The following is a 19424-nucleotide window of genomic DNA, read 5'->3' as shown; positions in this document are numbered from 1 at the left end:
AATCCTCACTTTCTATTGTTTTACACGTCCGGCGCCAATCAAATGCTGTTGCCAGTAACTACTTGTCAAATCGGTATATCCAATCCCGGAACTTCCCGCATGATACATCTGTGTCGGCGAAACAAAGATACCGACATGAGTTACATAACTTCCCGCATTGTAGGTACTGTGAAAGAACACCAAATCGCCCGGTTTCGCCTGTGCAATCGGGATATGTTGTGTTGCGTCATATTGTGCCTGCGCTGTTCTCGGTAAAGAGATACCAGCCTTTCCAAAACACCATTGCGTCAGTCCGCTACAATCAAAGGAAGTGGTTGGGGAAGAACCGCCAAACACATATTCCCAGCCGTTATATTTCAAGGCTTCATTCATAATCGCCTGCACCGTTTCATCATCAAACTGCGTAACATAAAGATACTGATTGACAAGTTCCACATAAAATTGATTGCCATAACTATATCTCCAGCCACCATTCTTTTTTACGGCAATCAGGTTCGTATAAGTTACTTTCTTTCCGCCGGATTTATCTTTCGCAAAGTTTTCCGCCAGATTGTATGTATGCTTTTTCCCATTGCCTGCAACATATCCCACATAACCACCGCCGAAGTTATAAGACTGTATCGCCACATTGATGTCGGTTATTCCTTGTTCTTTACAGGAAGAAAGCAGAGACGCAAAATACTTGCACCCCTGCTTGATCGAACTTTCTGTATCTAAGGAATTAGGCGGTAACCCAAGACTTTCTGAACTCTGCATAACATCTTCTGCTGTACCGCCGCTTTCCACCTGTATGATAGCCAATAAAATATTGACGTACTCGGATATACCGTATTCTTTGGCATACTTTTCCACCATAGGCTGATGTTTCAACACCTCTGCGGATAAATTCATTCCGGTAACACCGGAAGAATAGTCGCCGCCACTATCATCATTATCCGCGCTCACAAGTACACCGAAGAACAGCGTTACTGCCAGTAGAAAAGGGAACAGACTTCCCAATAGTAACACCTGTTTTAATCTCATTTTTTCTTCTGTCCTTTCTTTGATACGACCTTACGGTTTGTGTCCTTATGCACCTGTGATTTTTGCACCGTCTGTACCGATTGTGATTTTATACTGTGTCTATTTGCACCATCATTTTGATGGTTCTTCTCATAAGAGGAGAGTGGTCTTACTTTTTCAATCTGTTCCACATTCATTTTCTGTTGTCTTTTTATAACCGGTGCATTTGATTTTTCGCTCGTTACCGGTCGTTTCACTTCCTGTACTTTTGACCTGTTTTCTAACGCATTTTCTTTGAAAACCGCCACCGGTCTTTCATGTGTCTTATGTATTCCAGACTGTTCCTGCATTTTTTGTAATGCCATGCGCTTATCCGCAATGTTCTGTCTATGCTGCTGACGCTTTTCCTCACGACCGGATTGTCTGTGTTCTCGTTCCTGCACAATACCGCGCTTAAAATCAGAAACACTTTCCTTCGCCTGTCTGCCGACGGAATGAACCGCATAAGACGCTTGCAACGGCATATCCTTGATATTTTCACGAACAGCACCGGCTTTCTCTTTCATTTTGTTTTTCGTATCCATCACTGCGCCTACCATAGCGCCGGCTTTTTGGGGAACATCTTTGAAAGAGCCTTTGGAAACATTATTACGGGAACGCTGTTCATTTGCCTGTGTATGTTGTTTTCCTGCCATACTTCCTGCCATCGCACCTGTACCAGCCGCAACGCCTAAAGAGGCTGCCCGTGTCATTCTGCGTTCCATTCTTCTTGCCCGATGGCGCATAAACATATATGGTCTATGGAAGATACGGCGCGCCACTCCCTGACTGTCGTTGGCATTTAGACTAAACATATTCATCAGATCGCCTAATTTCATATAAATTCCCGCAAAACATACAATCTGCAAGAATGCAATCATAAAAAACGGATAGTCTGTGGAAATGTTATAAAACATACTGGAAATACTGAACGCTACCGTTACGATAAGCGTAATGCCTGCTCTTGTCATAATCGTATTAAACACCCGCACGATTGCCTGTTTTGTCATGCTTTCATACCCCGGTATCATGGAAAGCAGGAAACTGATAGGCAGAAACATGGCAAAGATAATGAAGAGTATCTGACTGAAAATCATAATACCTGTAAGTAAAAACACAAATATCGTAATTCCCAAATTGAAGAACAAAAGGAAAAACACCATACCTAAACGATTGATGACCTGCGGTATCGTAAGGTTGGTGTTGTCGTTATCTTCAATTTCCGTTTTCACAACTTCTTCTCTTGTTTTTCCATCTTCCTCATCAGGACTTACGGATACTAAGGACTCCACACGTTCCGCACCGATTTCTTCCTTGTTGGAATTTCCAAACTGTAACAGCAGCCACGGCTGTTCCACCTGAATAGAGAATAGACTGTCACGTATCAAATCTACACTGTCTTTTCCCTCACTGTCCGAGTTTGGAAGCATGATTTTTGTGCCTAGATCAAGTGCTGCGGTGCTCACATCACTGGAAAACTCATTGACCTTTTTGATATAGTCCGGTGCATAGGCAATAAAAGACGCCGATAATAAAAACACCACCACAAAGTTAATCACAGCATGAAATGCCTTGCTCGTTTCTCTTTTTATCAGTCCGGTATAAGCAACATAAATTCCCACGATCAAGATAATCAGTAAAAGAAATCCCACATAAAATCCTGTCGAAGAAAACCCATTCTGCGTGACACCTGCAAGGGTCTGTATGCTTTTTCCGATACTGTCTGCCATATCATTGATAAAATCCAGTTTATAGGCTTCTTGTACGACATAGCCGGTGGCATTGCTTAAATATAGACTGATTGTCCAAATGAAATTGGTAATACAGTAAAGTCCGTACTGCACACTTTTTCCAATCCCATCAAGCCAGTTCCACGGCAGCCAGCCCCATGAATTATCCACATAAAAATCTAGGGTATAATTCTGTAACGGATATTTGGAGTAGAGATTTTCTGCGCTGACCGTATCATCAACCAATCCTGCCGCCTGTGCCACCGTTCCAAGTAAAGAGAGCAGTATCAATGTTATTCCAATCACAAGAAGCGTCATTTTGATAAAACGCAATACTTTTTGTTTTGTCATATATCGTTTGATAGATTTGATATTCTTTTTTGTTATCTTTGAAACTTTCCATCTTTCATTCATCACACCACCTCGTCTCTTGAAACCGGAGGTCTTGTATCAAAGGCATGGAGCAATTCTTCAAAAACAGGGTGTATCTGTACCACACCGACACGGCCATATAAATCCTGTAATAAGCATTGTCCGTTTTCCAGATCACGCAAGCGTTTTTGATTGTTCTCGTCCTCTTTATCAATCCCGAAAAATTCTAAGGTCTGTTTTATCTCGTTGATGTCGGTACTGCGAAATGCAAACTTCAAGCCAATATTGTTTTTCAGACTTTCTTTTGATACATCATAAGCAGACTGGGTAACGAAATAAACACCTGATTGCATGGCTCGTCCGGCACGCACCAACTTGTTAGAAAGGGTTTCTCCCTGTGCGACATTGAGGAACGCCCATGCTTCGTCCAAATCCACAATCTTAAAAATAGAACGGTCGCTGTGAATGAAATCCAAAGCAAAGGTAGAAATGACAATCAGCATTGCCACCGACAACAATTCAATGGTCGTGTATTCCTCAAAAGAAGTATCTTTATCCGGTAGCACCAAATCTGCCACCTGAATGATATTCAACTGATTATCCAAACTGATTGCATTTTCTACCGAACCGTCCGAGAATAACAGTTGTGCAAAATCATAATCAACAAAACTTTCGATATGGTCTGCGATATTGTTTGCGATAACCGTTTCTTCTTTTCTCAGTTCTTTTATCACATTCAAAAGTCCTCTCTGCTTACTGTCTTTGACTTTACCAATGGCACGAATCAGCACCGGAAACTTTTCTCCGTCACGGGTAGAAATACCGGTTAAAAAAGTCAGGATTTCTTTTGCCAAAGTCGCTCCGTCCTCAACATCTTTCATAATGACAAAGGGGTCAAGAAGTCCTGCATTTTCTTTATCGCTTGTCAGATTGACAATGTTTATCTCGTGAGCGATTTCCGGCAACGTCTGTTTCCAATTTCCTCTTTCGGATTTTGGGTCTAAAATCACTGCCTGTCCGCCAAACAGCACAGAGTAATACACAAGCAGATTGTTACAAAAGGACTTTCCACCGCCAAGACTTCCGATAAAAGCAGAAGCAAGCGCATTGGTAACTGTACCTTTTACGCCTTGACTGGCAAGTGAGGGTTGGAGATACACATTTCTTCCCGTATCTACGGAATAGCCGATATAAATCCCTGTGTTTTCTCCTAACTGCTGTGTGGCGCCAAAACCAAGCCCTGCCAAGAAATCACTTTTCACATATTGCACATAATCATTGATATAACGCTTGCTTGCCGGTAAAAATTCAGAGTGAAGTCCGAGCATATCTCCGGCAGGCCGTACCAGTTTCACACTCAAATCGTCATAAAAATCTTTCACTTCATCAGCGCGCCTTTTTAACTCGTCCAGATCATCAGCACAGACACGTACTACATAGGATAACTTATACATGCTTTCTTTTGTTTGGTCTAAATCTGTTTCCAGTTCGTCCACACTGTCTAAAGCGTCCACCACATTAGAACTTGTTTCGCTGCCGGATTGAAAGGCATGGTTATCCAAATCTTTCAATTCCTTTTTCTTATTGCGAACAGTGGAGAGTGCCTTTCTGTTTTCCACGATTTCCACCGTCATGGAAGTATCCACCGGAAATGTGAACTGTTGCTGCTGATAATAGAAGATTTCACTTGATGGAAAATCCAATTCTCCAACAATCGCATTGACCGTAAAATAAGTAACATAGGTTTCGCTGTCCTCATGTTCCAGCCTTAAATATCGCTGATTTTCTTCTATCAGACATCTTGTCGGTCGTATCAGGTCATACGTTTTTATCAACGTTTCTTTTTTCAGTTTCTTCTTTGGTAATGGGTAATCATATTCTTCATAGACAATCCCATCTCTGCCATACAAGTGTTCCAGCAAATAACCAAAATCACTCACTTCCAAACGTCGCACCTTAAAACGCCTAGAAATTTTATTTTCCAATAATTTTTCCATCTTCATATAACGGTTGATTTCATCATTTGGCATGGATACAAAATCATTCATCAGCGTATGGTTCACTTCATGGAGAAACTCTTGAAACGTCAGCCATGCAGATTTCTTGATATTTTTGAGATTGAGCGTTTCATCAGGCACCATTAACTTAAATCCAAGAAAGAAGCGATAATCAACTTGCGTATCGCCAATCATGGAAACAAGCGCGTCTGTCTGTTCATCAATCTTTTGGATTGCCACATCACGAAGTTTTCCGCTCACTAATTTCTTTGACTGCTCCTGAATATTCTTAATCGAACTTTCCGTTGCAATCTGAAGTGCATGGATTTTACCCTCACGGGATTGTGCAATCAGTTGGCGGAAATTATCATGCACGATAAATTTTTCTTCCGCAGATAGAAAAGAATAGTTATAAGGTATCAGTTCATAATAGGCGAATACCTCATTGTCCTTGTTCCACACAAGGTTGTTATCCATATATTTAATCGGGAACATACTTCACACTCCTTACTGCCGTAATCGTTTCATGGAATTTTTCTGTACGCAGTTTTACGGCTTTTCCTGCATACGTTACTTTCGGTCGAAAATAAAAACAGAGTTGCGATTTTAGAAAACTGTATGGTTTCTTGCCATCAAAAGTCTTTTGGCTCATAAACCAAGTGAGTGCCACCGGAATACCAAAGTATTTGAGGAAAGCACCCTCGATCATGGAAAGCGGTGGTATATCCGCAAATACAATCACGATAAATTCCGTAATCACAAACCATGTAATCTGTGTAAAGGTAACAGGAAACGGCAGGTTAAAATCATTGATAGCATACAGCACTTTTTCCACGTTCCATATTCCTGTATAACTTTTGATTTTCTTCATATCTTTTTACTAAAACTCCTTTCCATTGTGTTTTTTATAAAGGAAAGGACAGCCGTATTTCAGACTGTCCGTATCCGTTCTTCTTTTAATATGGTATCTCGCACATACCTCGGCTTGTGGAAATAAATGTTCCAACCATATCCAGCATGCGCCCATAGGCCTCATAGTCAATATAATCTTGTAATTGTGAGGGAATTTCTCCAAGCGTCTGCAATTCATCAATGTAGTAGTAGGCAACGTCCGTCATGGTTTCACAGTCCGGGTAAAAATAAACCTCGTCTTTATGTTCCGCCACTTCTTCCAAAGAGCCGTAATGCCCGACAAACTCGTCCAGACATTCCACAACGTACTCCGGCAAATCTTCCATCATTTCATACATACGGTTGAGTTCTTCAATCGAAACATATTCCCCGATTTCCATAGGAAAGTTGTCGGTATCATGGATTGCATATTCTTCGTAGTTCTCATTCAAACCAATCTTTTCTTTCACATCTTCCTCATCAATGGGAAAAGAGAACCAAGCGCCGACTAAGTAACCCTCATTGTATTTTCCAAGATTTGCGATATATACCTGCATATCATCAGTCATACATACCACCTCATTCCTACGGCAACTGATAGATACCGTGCTCCGTTTTTAGAAAGCGTCCGTTTTCTTCCAAATATCCGGCAAACTTTTCTAAATCCATATAATGTATGGCTTCTTCCGAAACGGAATTGTATTCTATCATTTTTCGCCTTGCCACCTCGATCATGCTGACAGCACCCTCATAAAAATGGATTGCGTCGTGATAGGCGTGTAGCAAGTCCAAACTCGGCAATCGTTCCAACAATAACTCACAATCTAACTGCATAAAATGAGGAAGCGTAAGAAAGGTATAGAACAGATCATTCAGACGCCAAACGCTTGTATTTTCTTTTATATCTGTCTTGAATGGTACATCAGTTTCAATAATGCGGTAATCATCACTTTCCACATCAACACCCAATTTTTCTAATACATCTTCTTCATCAATCGGCAAGGTAAACCATGCTTTTTTCACTTCTTCATCAGGAAGCGCGCTTTCCATACATACACGTAATTCTTTCATACTCGTTTTTCACGTCCTTTCTGCTGCTTTATAACAGCCTGTAAAGTGTCATAGGATAACCCAAACACATAGTTGGAAAAATCCTCTAACTGTTTTTTGTCATACTGGGAAAGATTTTGTTTTTTCAATTCTTTCCAAACAATTCTCTTGTGAGAGGGCAGGTCGGAAATGTACTCGCAACCTGTTTTCATTTGCATATCCTTAAAAATATCGCTCATATCATCACTCCAATCTGAAATTTAGGCACAGAAAAAGCAGCCAATCTAAAAGACTAACTGCTTTGCGTATATAAATATATCAAATTTACTAGAGAATTTTATTCACAGTATTTTTCATACTGACATTGTTCTGTTACCTGATTTCCTAAAAGCGTGATTGCTTTTTTAGGACAATGGCTAATGCAACGATAACACATCGTACATTGATTGCCGGCAACAGCCTTTCCATTTTGAATAGAAATATTTTTCATAGGGCACAAGGAAACACATAAATTGCAACCAATACAATCTTGATTGATTTTTAACTTATCCGTGTATCCTGTTGTTTTATTGTAAAACCACAATCTTTGCCCAAATAGCCCTATTAGATGGGAGAAGAAGGAAATACCATCTTTGGTATATTGCCCTTGTTTTATTTTTTCTGCAACAAGTTCTATTTTTTTATCAGCCTGCTTTACTATTTCTCTGTTTTCTTCAAGTGTCTTTTTAAGTAGTTTACTATCACATACAGAGTCGGGCATTTTTATATGAAGTCCGCCTAAAATGGAAGCCCCATACTTTTTTAATAGTCTGGCAGTACACCCGGCACCATCTCCACTAAAAGCACCCATTGTTGCTACACAAAATATTTTCTTATCTTTCCACAAAGAACTATTTTGTTTTATAAAATCTCTTACCATATAAGGTGCATTTGAATATTGTGTCGGGTATCCCAAAATAATCGTGTCGCTTTTCTTTATTTCCTCAATAAGATTAGGCATTTCTAACGGAAATACTTTTGCAGAATTATCTATCAATCCTACCAGTTTCTCAATGCAATGTTTTGTATTTCCCGTACCACTTAAATATATTCCAATCATTTTTTCACTTCCTAAAGTTTTATTTTGACATATCCATATTATACCATTCACATATTACATCAACAATAACTTTCTATGCCCCGATAATCTTATTAAACAATTCCAAAAGCACATCTTTCACACCGCCGGCGTTGAATACCAATCCAACCGCGATTAAAGCAACGATTAAGAAACCGATCAGTTTGGAAAATTCTCTCTTAAATCCTAAATAGATACCGATTACTACGATTGCCATAAGCACTAAAGACTGTGCATTTGATAAAAACCATTGATACAAATTTTGCCCGAAATTCATTTACTGTTCCTCACTTTCTTTATTTTCTTTTAATTCATTCATCACATTGTCAGCGTCCTTGCCGACTTGTAATATACACATCAGGACTACGCCGATACCCATTCCAACAGATACCAGCAGTAAATCCTTAAAAAATACCCACATCTTTCTCATTCCTTTCTTCATCACTTAACACGATTTCTTCTATCGTTGTTGTCTGCTGACGGATAATCTGCTCATGCTTTTCTGTCAGTTTTGTGTACTGGCGTATTTCTTTTAAGTAATTGACACCTGTTTTCTTTGCGATTTCTTCCAACATAAGAAGTGTCGGGTCAACCTGTCTTGAAATCCAGCGTAATGTTCTCCCTAACGTGTACGGCTCCGGTTTTGTTGTCAATTTCAAAGGCGGTCTGCCTTCGCCAATAAACCAAGCCCATTTTTCATTCAGTTTCCACTCGCTGACTGGCTTGTTTTCTTCCTTATCTACAAATCGCACATAGCGGTTGATGATAGAAAATGCCGTTCTCTCTGCGTCATAATAGGTCAGCAAATCTCGCACCGCATAATAGGCACGTTCATTTTTTAATCGTATCTCGAAACGATTTTTCACAGGTGCTTCTTCTAACGGAACACCCGCCTTGATGTACTGCTCATAGTTCTTTTCATAAATACAGAAGTACACTTCACTTTTCATAGAGCCGATATACATGGTCGTTCCCATTTCTTTGTGGTTGCGTTCTCGCTGATGGGAAATCTCGCCGGAAGCATAGAAGCGGAAATGACGAAATACCGAAACACATTCATCATTTTTACACTTTTCAATCAGTTCCGGTATATCAAGTATTCCAGTTCTGTCATTGATTGCCAAATCCAAGCGTTTCATAATGCCACCCTCAACCAAACAATCCATCAGAAAGTCATACCAACTCCGCTCCTGTGCAAGCAGATAACTTTCCATCTGCCGACAGCCTTTGCCTTTCAGTTCCAACAGAACACCTTTTTCTTCATCAGCAGAAGTATAAACAAAGACATCGCCGATATAGTATTGTTCCGTGTAACTGAAATACGCCCAATCCTCATGCAACATATACTGTATATTCAGTCTTAAAACATCTTTGATGATATGCTTTATATCCATTGTGGGAAATCGAATACGCACATAATCAAACAAAAGAAATAGCGGTTCATCAGGATTGAATTTTTCTAAGGCTGTCAATAATTTTTCTTTCATTTCTAAGGTCAGCGATACCTTGCCACTTTCAATACGGCTTAAATGCTCACGGCTAATACCTGCCATGACCGCAAGCCGTAACTGTGTAACACCATATAAGGCTCGCTTTTCCTTAAATGCTTCTAACCACTCTTTATCATTCAGTTATCATCACTCCCATCTTATAAAATGTGATATTTTATAGGCATTATCACTTTGCCTTAAAACAAGCAAAAGTCCACTGTTTATCAGTCTTTTACGACTTTTTTGGACTGTTTCCTGTTTTTTTGTGCCCCTCTGTTAGATACCGAGGGGCAATGACGGTGGCGCAGGGCAAGCCCTGCACCACAACACGCCGGTCTGACGCGGTCTTGTACGCGCTGCTGACCGCGACCGGCTTTGTTGCTGTACGTTCTTCTTGCATTGTTTTCGTTATTCCACCACATTGTCATTGTCCTTTCCTTGTTCTTCAAACAGAACCTGCCTTTTACTTGCAAGCCTGCCAATCTCTTTTAGAAAATCGTGTCCTTTTGGTACTAAAGGTGTATAAAATTCACTAATGACACTCGTTCCCACATCACAGTAGCCACGCCCTTTGATACGCTTTTGAAAGAATTTCTTTTTCACATCAGAACCGAAAAGCATACCATAACCAAGTTCGCTCATACGCCCCAAACCAACACGAAAATTAAAATTATCACGTATCCCGTCTGTAAAATACTTTGCGTCCGGTCTTTGACATGCCACAATGAGAAAATAGCCTGCCTGTCTGCCAAGCATGACGATCTTCTTTAACTGACTTAATAAATTCATACTTTCCTTAGCGCCCAGCATTTCAAAAAATGCCACATATTCATCAAAGATAAGAAAGTGAGGCGCCAGTCCTAAATACGCATAGTTTTCGCCTGTTTTATAGTTCGGGTGCTGTTTCATTTCTTCGCTGCGTGAAACCATACCATCATAAAAGGAATTGACGCAATTTATCATTTCTTCCTTTGTATGATAGACATTCGGCATAGCTGTTCCCAGGTCCGCAAGGTCGGCATTCTTCGGGTCTAAGATAAAAAGTACCGCATTGGTCTGTAGCAGCGTTTCAATGATGGTAAGCAGAAAATAGGTTTTTCCGCCACCGGTACCACCGGCAATAAGAGCGTGGGGAAGTGCGTCATACTCCCAAATAAGATTTTTCATCAGTTTTAGTCCGCCATGCTCCGCCTTGACTTCCTCAATGGAAATGCGGTTTGCGACCATATCATAAAGCAGGGTATATTCAATATATCCGTCATGCAGCACCTTATCTGTCATTTCACAATACAGCCCGCTTTCCAGTTTATCTTCCAGATTAAGAAGCTGCTCCTGATACTTTCCCATAGAGATTTCACATTGAATATGCAGTAACCCATTTTTCATCTGATAATAGATTTTAGGAAACCAAGTGATTGTTTCTTTTGTGGAAGATGGCAAGTCTGTGAAAAATCCGCTTTGTTTTGCCTGTTCTGCTTCATACCATTTATTCTCCAATATCATGCGCGCCAACTTTTGCCGATGGACCATCTTCTTGAAACTGTCATAACAAAACCGATAATAGAGAAAAGCGACCAATGCACAAACACCAGCCGCTATCAGTAAGGTTATGAAGTTGTAGGAAGAAAGGGGAAATTCCATCTCTGTCAGATTAAAATTTCCCCAATCTGTATGAACAATCTGTTTTAGGTTCAGCAACACCACGATACATAGGAACAGCAGTATCAAAGTGCCCATACAAAAGCGATAGACCAAATGCTGATCGCTTGCGCGGATACGATTTCCTTTATATTTGAATAAAGCCATACCTACTCCTTATCTGCCTATTTTTTAGGCGCTGCATTTGGATTGTTTGGTGTCTGTCCTTTATTCTTTAATACAAGGTCGTCGCACTTGATGTACCAGTCAATATCCGCACCTCGATAGGTCGCATTTGCAACCGTATCCGCCACCGGATTGATAAGTTCCACTTCCGCATTATACTCAAAATCCCTCAATGGAATATTTGCCGGTACAGACACCTGTATCATGCGTCCCTGTTCACGACATTTCAAATCATAGGTTCTTTCCTTGATTTCTTCGCTGATTGTTCCGTCCTCATTTTGCACATGAACCTCACGACGCAAGGCAGAAAACTTCAACTGTCCGAATGTTTTTTCTTTATCAATTATAATTCCGTTTGCTAATCTCATAGTCTAAAATCCTCCTTTATTTGCTTTCCACCGGTAACATATCATCAGCCAGTAAGATATAGTTTGTAAATCCGCGCCCATTGATGTTATAGCCATCTGCGGTAATGCGTGGGTTAATGAGTTTCACTTTCTGTTCCGGCTGAAAGTTCTTTTCTCCAGCTTTTGCCGGAAGTGTAACCACAATATCATCGGCACGCTGCACATCAGAGTACAGGTTATAACTGCGGCTTACAACCGTCATTCTGTCATTGACTCTCTGCTGACGGACTTCGTTTTCGCCTGCAAATTCCAAGTTTCCAAAAGTCTGTGCCATGTTTGGCACTACAAATTTTAATTCCATATATGTTTTACCTCTTTTCTTTCTCTGTTTTCTATTTTTCCTGATAAAGCATGGGGACACTACATTTCCCCATACCCCTTAGTGTACTGTTTTTTCTCATCACTTTTTTTCAAAAACTGACGACAAAGAAACAGTTTCATAAATGGCTTGTGTAAATCATTCAACATCTAGGCGGTGCTCTTGATCGTCTTTTCATTTTCTCAATCCTCACTTTCCTTTAAGACTTCTGCAATCCCTGCCATGATATGTTCTGCACAGGGAACAGCAATCGCATTTCCTAACGCTCGCCATCTTGCATAGTCGCTGTTGATAGTTCCTGTATTGCCATACTTTGTCCAATCGTCCGGCAAGCCCATGAGCCTTTCACTTTCAATCGGCGTCAGATAACGGATAAATCCCTCTTTTTCTTCGCCCTCATACCAAAAGGAGAATACACCCGGACCACCGGCTAATAAGGTGGGAAAAGGGTCATTTGGCCGTCCAAAACTTCTGACGAACCCCTGCGTGTCCTGATATTTTGCACTTCCTCTGGTTCTTCTTTCCTCAAAGGGACATAGGACTGGTATTTTCCCCCTTGCTTGATTAACAGATATTCGATTTCTTTCGCCGGAGGACAGCCAGCTCTTTCGGCTAGGGTCAATATGTGCGTGCAATTTGTGGGGTTTAAATAATATTTCTGCGGCACGCTGTCCTCTAAAATCCGCCACGACGAAGATACGTTTTCTTCTTTGAGAGAGGGTGGGTTCTCCCCAATACTGAGCGTCCAAGAGTCGCCAGCACACATCAACTTTACCCCCTCGAACCATTCCGGCGTTTGCCCATCTTCGAGAAGCAGGCATTGGAATTTCGGTATCTGCGAACGACTCCAGCACGGCTCTAAAGTCCAACCGGTTGTTTGAAGAAAACGCTCCTCTAACGTTTTCCCAAACAGCGATAACTGGATATTTGCCATCAGTAGCACACCTCATTTCCTGTATGATACGGATTGCATGATGAAACAGACCGGATTTTGCACCGGCAAGCCCCTCACGCGCTCCGATCGTTGATAAATTCTGACAGGGCGAACCAAATGTGATGATATGCACGGGTGGTATCTTCGCACCGTCAAGTTTTGTAATATCCCCCAAATGCTGCATTTGAGGGAAGTGTTTCTTTGTGATAGAAATAGGAACTTTTTCAATCTCACTCGCCCATAAAGGAACAATGCCATAGTTGGAGGCTGCCAAAGGAAATACACCAATCCCATCAAACAAACTCCCTAATGTAATTGCCATGATTTAGTCCTCTTTCTTACGATACTTTTTCCAAAGATATGTACCGCTAAGCATACCGGCAGAAGCAAGCAACAGCACAACAAACGCCATCACATTTGTGTTATCTCCGGTTTTTGGACTGTCTGTTGGTTGAGATGGTTTCTCCGGTGTTGTTGGTTCTTCCGGCTTTTCAGGAACTTCCGGTTCTTCTGGAATTTCCTTAATGGTTACTGTCTGTCCATCGTCCTCAATATCTTTGTGTTCCGCCACTTTCTTCGGTTCATCAGGATTTGACAAGTCATATAGTTCCTCAAAGGTTACTAACTGTTTTCCACCAAGAGTAGAGGCGTCAAAGGTAAATGCAATTTCTACTGTCATGTTTTCCTTATCTGCGATAAAGGTATAGTCATTTTCTACACGCTTTCCATCAATCAAAAGTTCTGCATTTTCTTCTTTTACCATCTGCCAGCCCTTTAACTGATATTTTGTACCGACTTCCAAGCCCTCTAAAGTAACCGTATCAATAATAGTTATTTCTTTATCCGCCTGAATTTCCTTGTTTCCGTCCAGATCAGCAGCCGTTGTATGAATACGGATAATGCGTTCTGTGATAAGTACAGTCTGTCCATCATCTTCAATATCCTTATGCTCGGCAACTTTGACCGGTTCGTCTGGATTGCTTAAATCATATAATTCTTCAAAGGTAACAAGGTTCTTGCCACCTAAAGCAGACGCATTGAATGTATAGGCAATTTCCACTTTCATTTCTTCATCATCAGCGACAAAGGTATAGTCATTTTCTACACGTTTTCCATCAATGATAAGTTCTGCATTTTCTTCCTTTACCATCTGCCAGCCTTTTAACTGATACTTTGTACCTTTCACAAGTCCGTCCAGTTTCACAGTATCAACGATTGTTACCTCTTTTCCTGCAAGGATTGTTTTTTCGCCATCTTTACCGGTTGCAGTTGTATGAATAGTAATTTCCTTTTCGTATTCATCAGTTAATGTACCTAGATCAACCACATGGTTATTTCTTGAAACCACGATTTCAAATGGCGGAATAAGTTTGAACCCCTGATTGCTTGTACATCGTAATTCTTCAATGATGTAAGTATCGTAGGGAAGTGCCCCTTTGCTGTCGTCCGGTTCAGAAGTTCCAAACCACACACCATCTTCACTTGACTGTCCTTTGTTGGTATTGTGCTTATGGCTCGCCCAGTCTGATGAAGTAGAAAACTGTCCGTTATCATCAGTTACAACAATATGGCTTTCGCCTGTGGTCTTGCTTGTAATTTTGAACGGAACATCAGCCAAGCGTTTATGCGTACCTGCACCAATTTTGACACCCTCAATGTCGCCGCGTTTGATTTGATTGTAGATAGAATGGTCTTTATCCGTTAAATCCACGATTTTACCGTTTTCTGTAATTTCAAACTCGATTTCTTTTGCACCATCAGTCAAATATCCCTCTGGTGCTTTCTGTTCAGAAATCTTATATTTTCCATAAGGAAGAAGATTGTCCGAAGTCATTGCAACACCGGAAATATCCGTATGAATGGTTTTTACAACCTCATTTTTCTTGTGTAATTTGCCCTCAACCAATACTTCATTTTCATTTAAGGAAATGATGTCAAAAGCAGTATCTTTTAACGTGGCACTTCCTTGTGGTTTGGTATCGCCTGTTTCTAAATCTCGTTTTTGAATTTTCACACCACCGCGAATAACTTTATCCGATACAGAAAATTGATTAGCACCTGTCAATACCGCAAGGTCGCCGTCCTCTGCAATCTGTGTAAGATAGACACCTTTTATCTGTTCAGAACTTCCATTTGCCTGCATATAGGCGCCCTCTAATAAATATCCTGACGGACTTTTCACTTCCTCAACAGTCAATGTTCCAAGAGGAAGGACTGCCTTTCCATTCTGCATATAGAACGCGTCGCCGGAAACTTTGTATGTGTCCGCTAATTTTGTGATGTAATGAACATTTCCTTGCTTATCTTTTTCTTCAACGGTTTTTGTTGTCCAAGTGCGTGTTGGCTTTGATGGAAGATTATCTTTTGTATAGAAACCGTCATAATAATTCCATCTGAACTCAGCACCCGCTAAAGAAGCCGTTCCCTGTGGATTGTTCTTCTGTGTTTCCATATCAATCTTAAAAAGTTCAATTAAGGTATCGGTTACTTTTGGTGTATCGCTAACTTTTAAGGTTGCAGTCTTACCAACTTCCACATTTAAGGAATACACCGTTGTATCCACCTGAAACCCAAGTGGCGCAGACAATTCTTTGATATAGACTGTGCCTGCTTTTACCTCTACAACATCTGTATTTCCATTTTCATCAGTCGTAAGAGTGGCAAGTTGTTTTTGGCACTCTTTATCAGCAAAGACACCGTAAGTCGCACCGGTAAGAGAATAGTTGGCGTTGCCATCTGTAATGCCGGCATTACTGGAAACCTTTTGAAGTTTAGCATTTCCAACATTTAACTTCGCCCAAAACTGTCCAAGTTCCTGACCCTCGCCGGAATAGATATATCCGCCACATTCATAACGTCCTTTATTTTCTTTTACAAAGGCTTTTGCGCCTGCAAACACTTCCTCTTGTGTAGCCTTTGAAATTTCACTATATGCCGCACGCACGTTATCGCATTGCCAGCCTAAATGCACACTCAATCTTTGCCAAACAACAACCTGTTCTAATAGATAGACTTGTTTGTAATTTAATTCTTTGTGTTTTTCTGCATACTGCTTTACATATTCAATAGATAAAGCCACATCAGAAATCTGGTTGGCACTCATACGCGTACTTGCGTCTGCTCGTGTCTTATAGCCATTTTGGAAAGCTGTGTTAATGTCGATACAATAGGCAGTTTCGCCCTCGACTTTCATATAGCCCTCGTTAAATGTTGCCTTGATAGAACCGTCATTCATTACCTGTTCTACGATACCGACACGCTCATCAGATTCTGTCCAGTATTGTTTTTCCACTGCATGAGCCGTTGTCGCCGGCAGGGTAGTGATTACTGTTGCCAACGCGAGAAATCCCGTGCATACTCGTTTTAATATGTTCTTCATTCTTAAATGCTCCTTTCATTTTGGGTAAAAAAATAGACGCTCAATTTTGAACGTCTGAAATAAGAAAAGGAACACCATTTCTAGCGTTCCCCGTTAATATATTATATGTTATTCAATTTTATAAGAGATTGTAAAAAGAAGTTTGTCGCTGTTTATGCCACATTTTCACAATATCTCAATGTTACATTACCATCAATGAAAGGGTGAATACGCACAAACTCCGCATGAGTCCATGCTGCATATTCGATTGGATTTAAAGTCTGTTCTTTCCATTCTAAGTCAGCATAGAAATTCTTAATTTGAATATACATATCCGTACTCACTGGCGGAATATGACCTGCACCACTAATTCTAACTTCCTGATTACGATATATACCGCCTGCAATAATATTTTCCGTCAAAATCTGATGAATATCCTTCACAATATTTTCATCTAACTTCTTCCCGTCTGCAATACACTTCTTAATGTATCTATACGCCTTTTTATGATTGATTACCTCATATATCTCCCTTAACGCTTTTCCTCCTACAGAAATACCGTCTTCCAATACAACTTTAGTTTCCATAAGTGTTAAGGTATTTCCTTCAATCGCAGTTGAATTATGCGTATAAGTCAACTCAAAATCCTTTTCATAAGAAGATAATGTTATCTTATCAATCGAAGTTTTTTCCTTATCTATAATTTGTTTTTTCTCTAATAATTTGTTTATATCCATATACTTTTTAAATTTCCTTTCCCCATTTCAATAACTGCTGTTCTGAAAGTAATACAATATTTTTTCCATTGTCTCTCACACTCATAACATCCTCATCTTTTTCCACAATTTTATTCATATACAACTCTGCGTTCTCCAAAAGGCATTTTTCACTAACCTTTATCATGTTCTTTTCTTTCTCCTAAAACACATTTCCCTCAATAATTTCTCTTTGTTTCTTCTGAAGCAAAAAATCTCCTACTACCTGATAAAACTCTCTCTGCTCTTCTGTTTCAGCCTCCAACATTAGTTGCAAAGTATCTTCCGGCTTTAATTTTTCTATTTCCTGATATAGTTTCTCATATTTTTTTACATCACACATAACAGTTTCCCTTGCCACTCATACTTTATTTTTATTATAACAGTACATTCTCAATATCACAACTCTACGCAAAAGCACCATATTCTTATTAAATAATTCATAACAACATAAATAAGACAAAAATAGGCATACCGAAGAAATTCATCTCCGATATACCTTTTGTTTTTACATACAATACTTTCTAACCAATCCTTCTAATTCTTTATTACTTGGAATATTTTTATCTTCCTTCTTGTAATAAATTGTCAATAAGTAAATCTCGCAATCACTTTTTACTACATAATATATAATTCTATATCCATTAGATTTGCCAACCTTAGTATCTGTATTTGCCATACGTACCTTTATAGTTTCATTATCTTCAAATACAAGACCTGGTATAACATCACCCACAAGATTTCCTTTTTCTAACTCCTCCACTATCTCGTCAACATCATCCATGATGTTTTTGAAATTTTTCTTCTTCAAATAGTAATTAATATCTTTTTCAAATCTAGGCGTTGGTATAATATCAAATTGCATCCGCTATTCATCCTTTAATGTATCATTTTTCATTTGTTGCCGGAACTCTCGCCAACTACGTTTCGGAATCTTTCCTTCACGCATTAACTTAACTTCCTGACATGATTGTTTGATTGATTCAGATACTGTACAAGGTCTCTCAATATTTATCATTGCGTTCATTTCAGACTCCTCCTTCTTATTACTCATATTATAACACCTCTTTTAATTACAATCAATGTTAATCGTATGCTATTTTTCTATTCTCATTAAGCACCGCAATAAACCCATACACACTTATAATACATATAGATTAACAAACAGATTTAATTTATTATATGCCCACACTCACTAAAACCTATTCAAAGAATACTAAACACTTTAGAAAACATTTTTTCAATATTCTTATCATCTGATTTATGTTTTCCGCTAAAACAATACTCCCTACTTTACATATATTTCTTTTTCATCTCTATCTTATTATTGTTTCCTAATAATAACTTTCTGCTTTCCATTTAATACATCTTCTGACCATTCAATAGACTTTACATCTCTTAATGCTTCTTCAGAAGAAACCATTTTTGTATTTCTATTGCTAAATTTACCGAAATCTAATCTTCGACCTACTTGATTATTTGTACACATATTTTATTCCTCGCATCTCCAAACTCTTCTATCCATAATTTTCTCCTATTCTCATTAAACACTAGAATAAATCTACATTTATTTCTTACACATATAGACTTATTCAAATGTTTAATTTATCATATGTATATGTCTTATAAGGGTTTTCAATGTTCTCCTATCTCTCTACGCCACACACGCATCGTTTGCGGACGCAACCGCAATACATTTCAGCATAGTTTCTACGGTTTGAGTTTCCCCCGGTTCTAAAAATACCTGTGATCCTCCCATTGATGCCGCAAATTCCGACACTGTAACCGTATCTTCCATTTTTATTTTTCCAGCCTCAACGGCATCAAAAATCAAAAGCATCGTCATTACTTTCGTAACACTTGCCGGCGGCAACTTTTCATCCGCATTTTTTTCATAAATCATTTTTCCTGTAGACGCTTCCACCACAACTCCTGATTTTGCCTCAATTTCCATTTCACTTTTCGGTGCGGCATAAACGCACTGTCCAAGCAGCACACAACTTATCAGCACAGATACAATTCCTTTCATTTTATCGCTCCTTACCTATATTATGTTACCATTATAAGCAAGAAAAGCAAGAATTATGTCATACGACGAAATGCAAAAAGCATAGTTACCGTTTCCAATAACTATGCTCT

At 39.5% G+C, this 19424-nt stretch carries 22 protein-coding genes and 1 pseudogene; all 23 read right to left on the bottom strand.

Annotated elements, in window-relative coordinates; translation table 11 throughout:
• Positions 1-12: 12 nt before the first annotated feature.
• Positions 13-1023 carry a bifunctional lytic transglycosylase/C40 family peptidase gene (locus ACYPXO_RS05325; protein WP_021378140.1) on the bottom strand — a complete coding sequence of 337 codons (1011 nt, stop codon included), beginning with the start codon at positions 1021-1023 and terminating at the stop codon, positions 13-15.
• On the bottom strand, positions 1020-3185 hold the full coding sequence (locus tag ACYPXO_RS05320) for a CD3337/EF1877 family mobilome membrane protein (protein WP_050585677.1): 2166 nt from the start codon (positions 3183-3185) through the stop codon (positions 1020-1022). Before ACYPXO_RS05320 ends, ACYPXO_RS05325 begins: the two co-directional genes overlap by 4 nt.
• Positions 3185-5635 (bottom strand): conjugal transfer ATPase TcpF, encoded by a 2451-nt coding sequence (tcpF, locus tag ACYPXO_RS05315; RefSeq protein WP_021378160.1) that lies wholly within the window; start codon positions 5633-5635, stop codon positions 3185-3187. Before tcpF ends, ACYPXO_RS05320 begins: the two co-directional genes overlap by 1 nt.
• Positions 5622-6011, bottom strand: a complete 390-nt coding sequence (locus ACYPXO_RS05310) for a conjugal transfer protein (RefSeq protein WP_032513869.1) — start codon at positions 6009-6011, stop codon at positions 5622-5624. Before ACYPXO_RS05310 ends, tcpF begins: the two co-directional genes overlap by 14 nt.
• An 85-nt stretch (positions 6012-6096) precedes the next feature.
• Positions 6097-6600, bottom strand: coding sequence for an antirestriction protein ArdA (locus tag ACYPXO_RS05305; RefSeq protein ID WP_021378148.1), 504 nt, complete (start codon positions 6598-6600; stop codon positions 6097-6099).
• 16 nt (positions 6601-6616) lie between these two features.
• Positions 6617-7102 (bottom strand): antirestriction protein ArdA, encoded by a 486-nt coding sequence (locus tag ACYPXO_RS05300; RefSeq protein WP_021378156.1) that lies wholly within the window; start codon positions 7100-7102, stop codon positions 6617-6619.
• Positions 7099-7320 (bottom strand): hypothetical protein, encoded by a 222-nt coding sequence (locus ACYPXO_RS05295; protein WP_032513868.1) that lies wholly within the window; start codon positions 7318-7320, stop codon positions 7099-7101. The genes ACYPXO_RS05300 and ACYPXO_RS05295 overlap by 4 nt, the downstream gene beginning before the upstream one ends.
• Before the next feature lie 98 nt (positions 7321-7418).
• On the bottom strand, positions 7419-8180 hold the full coding sequence (locus ACYPXO_RS05290; RefSeq protein WP_021378150.1) for an EFR1 family ferrodoxin: 762 nt from the start codon (positions 8178-8180) through the stop codon (positions 7419-7421).
• 73 nt (positions 8181-8253) lie between these two features.
• A complete protein-coding gene (locus ACYPXO_RS05285; RefSeq protein WP_032513866.1) occupies positions 8254-8475 on the bottom strand; it encodes a hypothetical protein in 222 nt (73 codons plus the stop codon).
• Entirely contained in the window at positions 8476-8619 is a 144-nt protein-coding gene (locus ACYPXO_RS05280; RefSeq protein WP_021378164.1) for a DUF3789 domain-containing protein, read from the bottom strand.
• A complete protein-coding gene (gene mobT / locus ACYPXO_RS05275) occupies positions 8603-9829 on the bottom strand; it encodes a MobT family relaxase (protein WP_074141888.1) in 1227 nt (408 codons plus the stop codon). The genes ACYPXO_RS05280 and mobT overlap by 17 nt, the downstream gene beginning before the upstream one ends.
• 267 nt (positions 9830-10096) lie before the next feature.
• On the bottom strand, positions 10097-11494 hold the full coding sequence (locus ACYPXO_RS05270) for a helicase HerA domain-containing protein (RefSeq protein WP_021378134.1): 1398 nt from the start codon (positions 11492-11494) through the stop codon (positions 10097-10099).
• Between the two features lie 17 nt (positions 11495-11511).
• The gene (locus ACYPXO_RS05265; protein ID WP_032513863.1) at positions 11512-11880 is read right to left on the bottom strand and encodes a YdcP family protein; all 369 of its coding nucleotides are present in this window, start codon (positions 11878-11880) and stop codon (positions 11512-11514) included.
• Positions 11881-11896: 16 nt separating this feature from the next.
• Positions 11897-12220, bottom strand: coding sequence for a YdcP family protein (locus ACYPXO_RS05260; RefSeq protein ID WP_032513861.1), 324 nt, complete (start codon positions 12218-12220; stop codon positions 11897-11899).
• 200 nt (positions 12221-12420) lie between these two features.
• Positions 12421-13494, bottom strand: a complete 1074-nt coding sequence (locus ACYPXO_RS05255; protein WP_021378170.1) for a DNA cytosine methyltransferase — start codon at positions 13492-13494, stop codon at positions 12421-12423.
• A gap of 3 nt (positions 13495-13497) precedes the next feature.
• Positions 13498-16551 (bottom strand): SrtB-anchored collagen-binding adhesin, encoded by a 3054-nt coding sequence (locus ACYPXO_RS05250; protein WP_339080857.1) that lies wholly within the window; start codon positions 16549-16551, stop codon positions 13498-13500.
• 152 nt (positions 16552-16703) lie between these two features.
• Positions 16704-17267, bottom strand: a complete 564-nt coding sequence (locus tag ACYPXO_RS05245) for a Fic family protein (RefSeq protein ID WP_459639599.1) — start codon at positions 17265-17267, stop codon at positions 16704-16706.
• Between the two features lie 7 nt (positions 17268-17274).
• On the bottom strand, positions 17275-17433 hold the full coding sequence (locus tag ACYPXO_RS05240; RefSeq protein ID WP_459639598.1) for a hypothetical protein: 159 nt from the start codon (positions 17431-17433) through the stop codon (positions 17275-17277).
• Between the two features lie 15 nt (positions 17434-17448).
• The gene (locus ACYPXO_RS05235; protein ID WP_459639597.1) at positions 17449-17628 is read right to left on the bottom strand and encodes a hypothetical protein; all 180 of its coding nucleotides are present in this window, start codon (positions 17626-17628) and stop codon (positions 17449-17451) included.
• 165 nt (positions 17629-17793) lie between these two features.
• Positions 17794-18150: a hypothetical protein gene (locus ACYPXO_RS05230; RefSeq protein WP_459639596.1), complete on the bottom strand. Its 357-nt coding sequence runs from the start codon at positions 18148-18150 to the stop codon at positions 17794-17796.
• Positions 18151-18153: 3 nt separating this feature from the next.
• The gene (locus ACYPXO_RS05225) at positions 18154-18339 is read right to left on the bottom strand and encodes a hypothetical protein (RefSeq protein WP_459639595.1); all 186 of its coding nucleotides are present in this window, start codon (positions 18337-18339) and stop codon (positions 18154-18156) included.
• A 270-nt stretch (positions 18340-18609) separates the two neighbouring features.
• Positions 18610-18774 (bottom strand): hypothetical protein, encoded by a 165-nt coding sequence (locus ACYPXO_RS05220; protein ID WP_459639594.1) that lies wholly within the window; start codon positions 18772-18774, stop codon positions 18610-18612.
• A 168-nt stretch (positions 18775-18942) separates the two neighbouring features.
• Positions 18943-19314: pseudogene (locus ACYPXO_RS05215) on the bottom strand (D-alanyl-D-alanine carboxypeptidase family protein); the annotation flags it as partial.
• Between the last annotated feature and the right edge of the window lie 110 nt (positions 19315-19424).

This window comes from Faecalimonas canis (assembly GCF_054601575.1).
The sequence above is the reverse complement of the archived record's forward strand: the minus strand, read 5'-3'. Positions and strand labels throughout refer to the sequence as shown.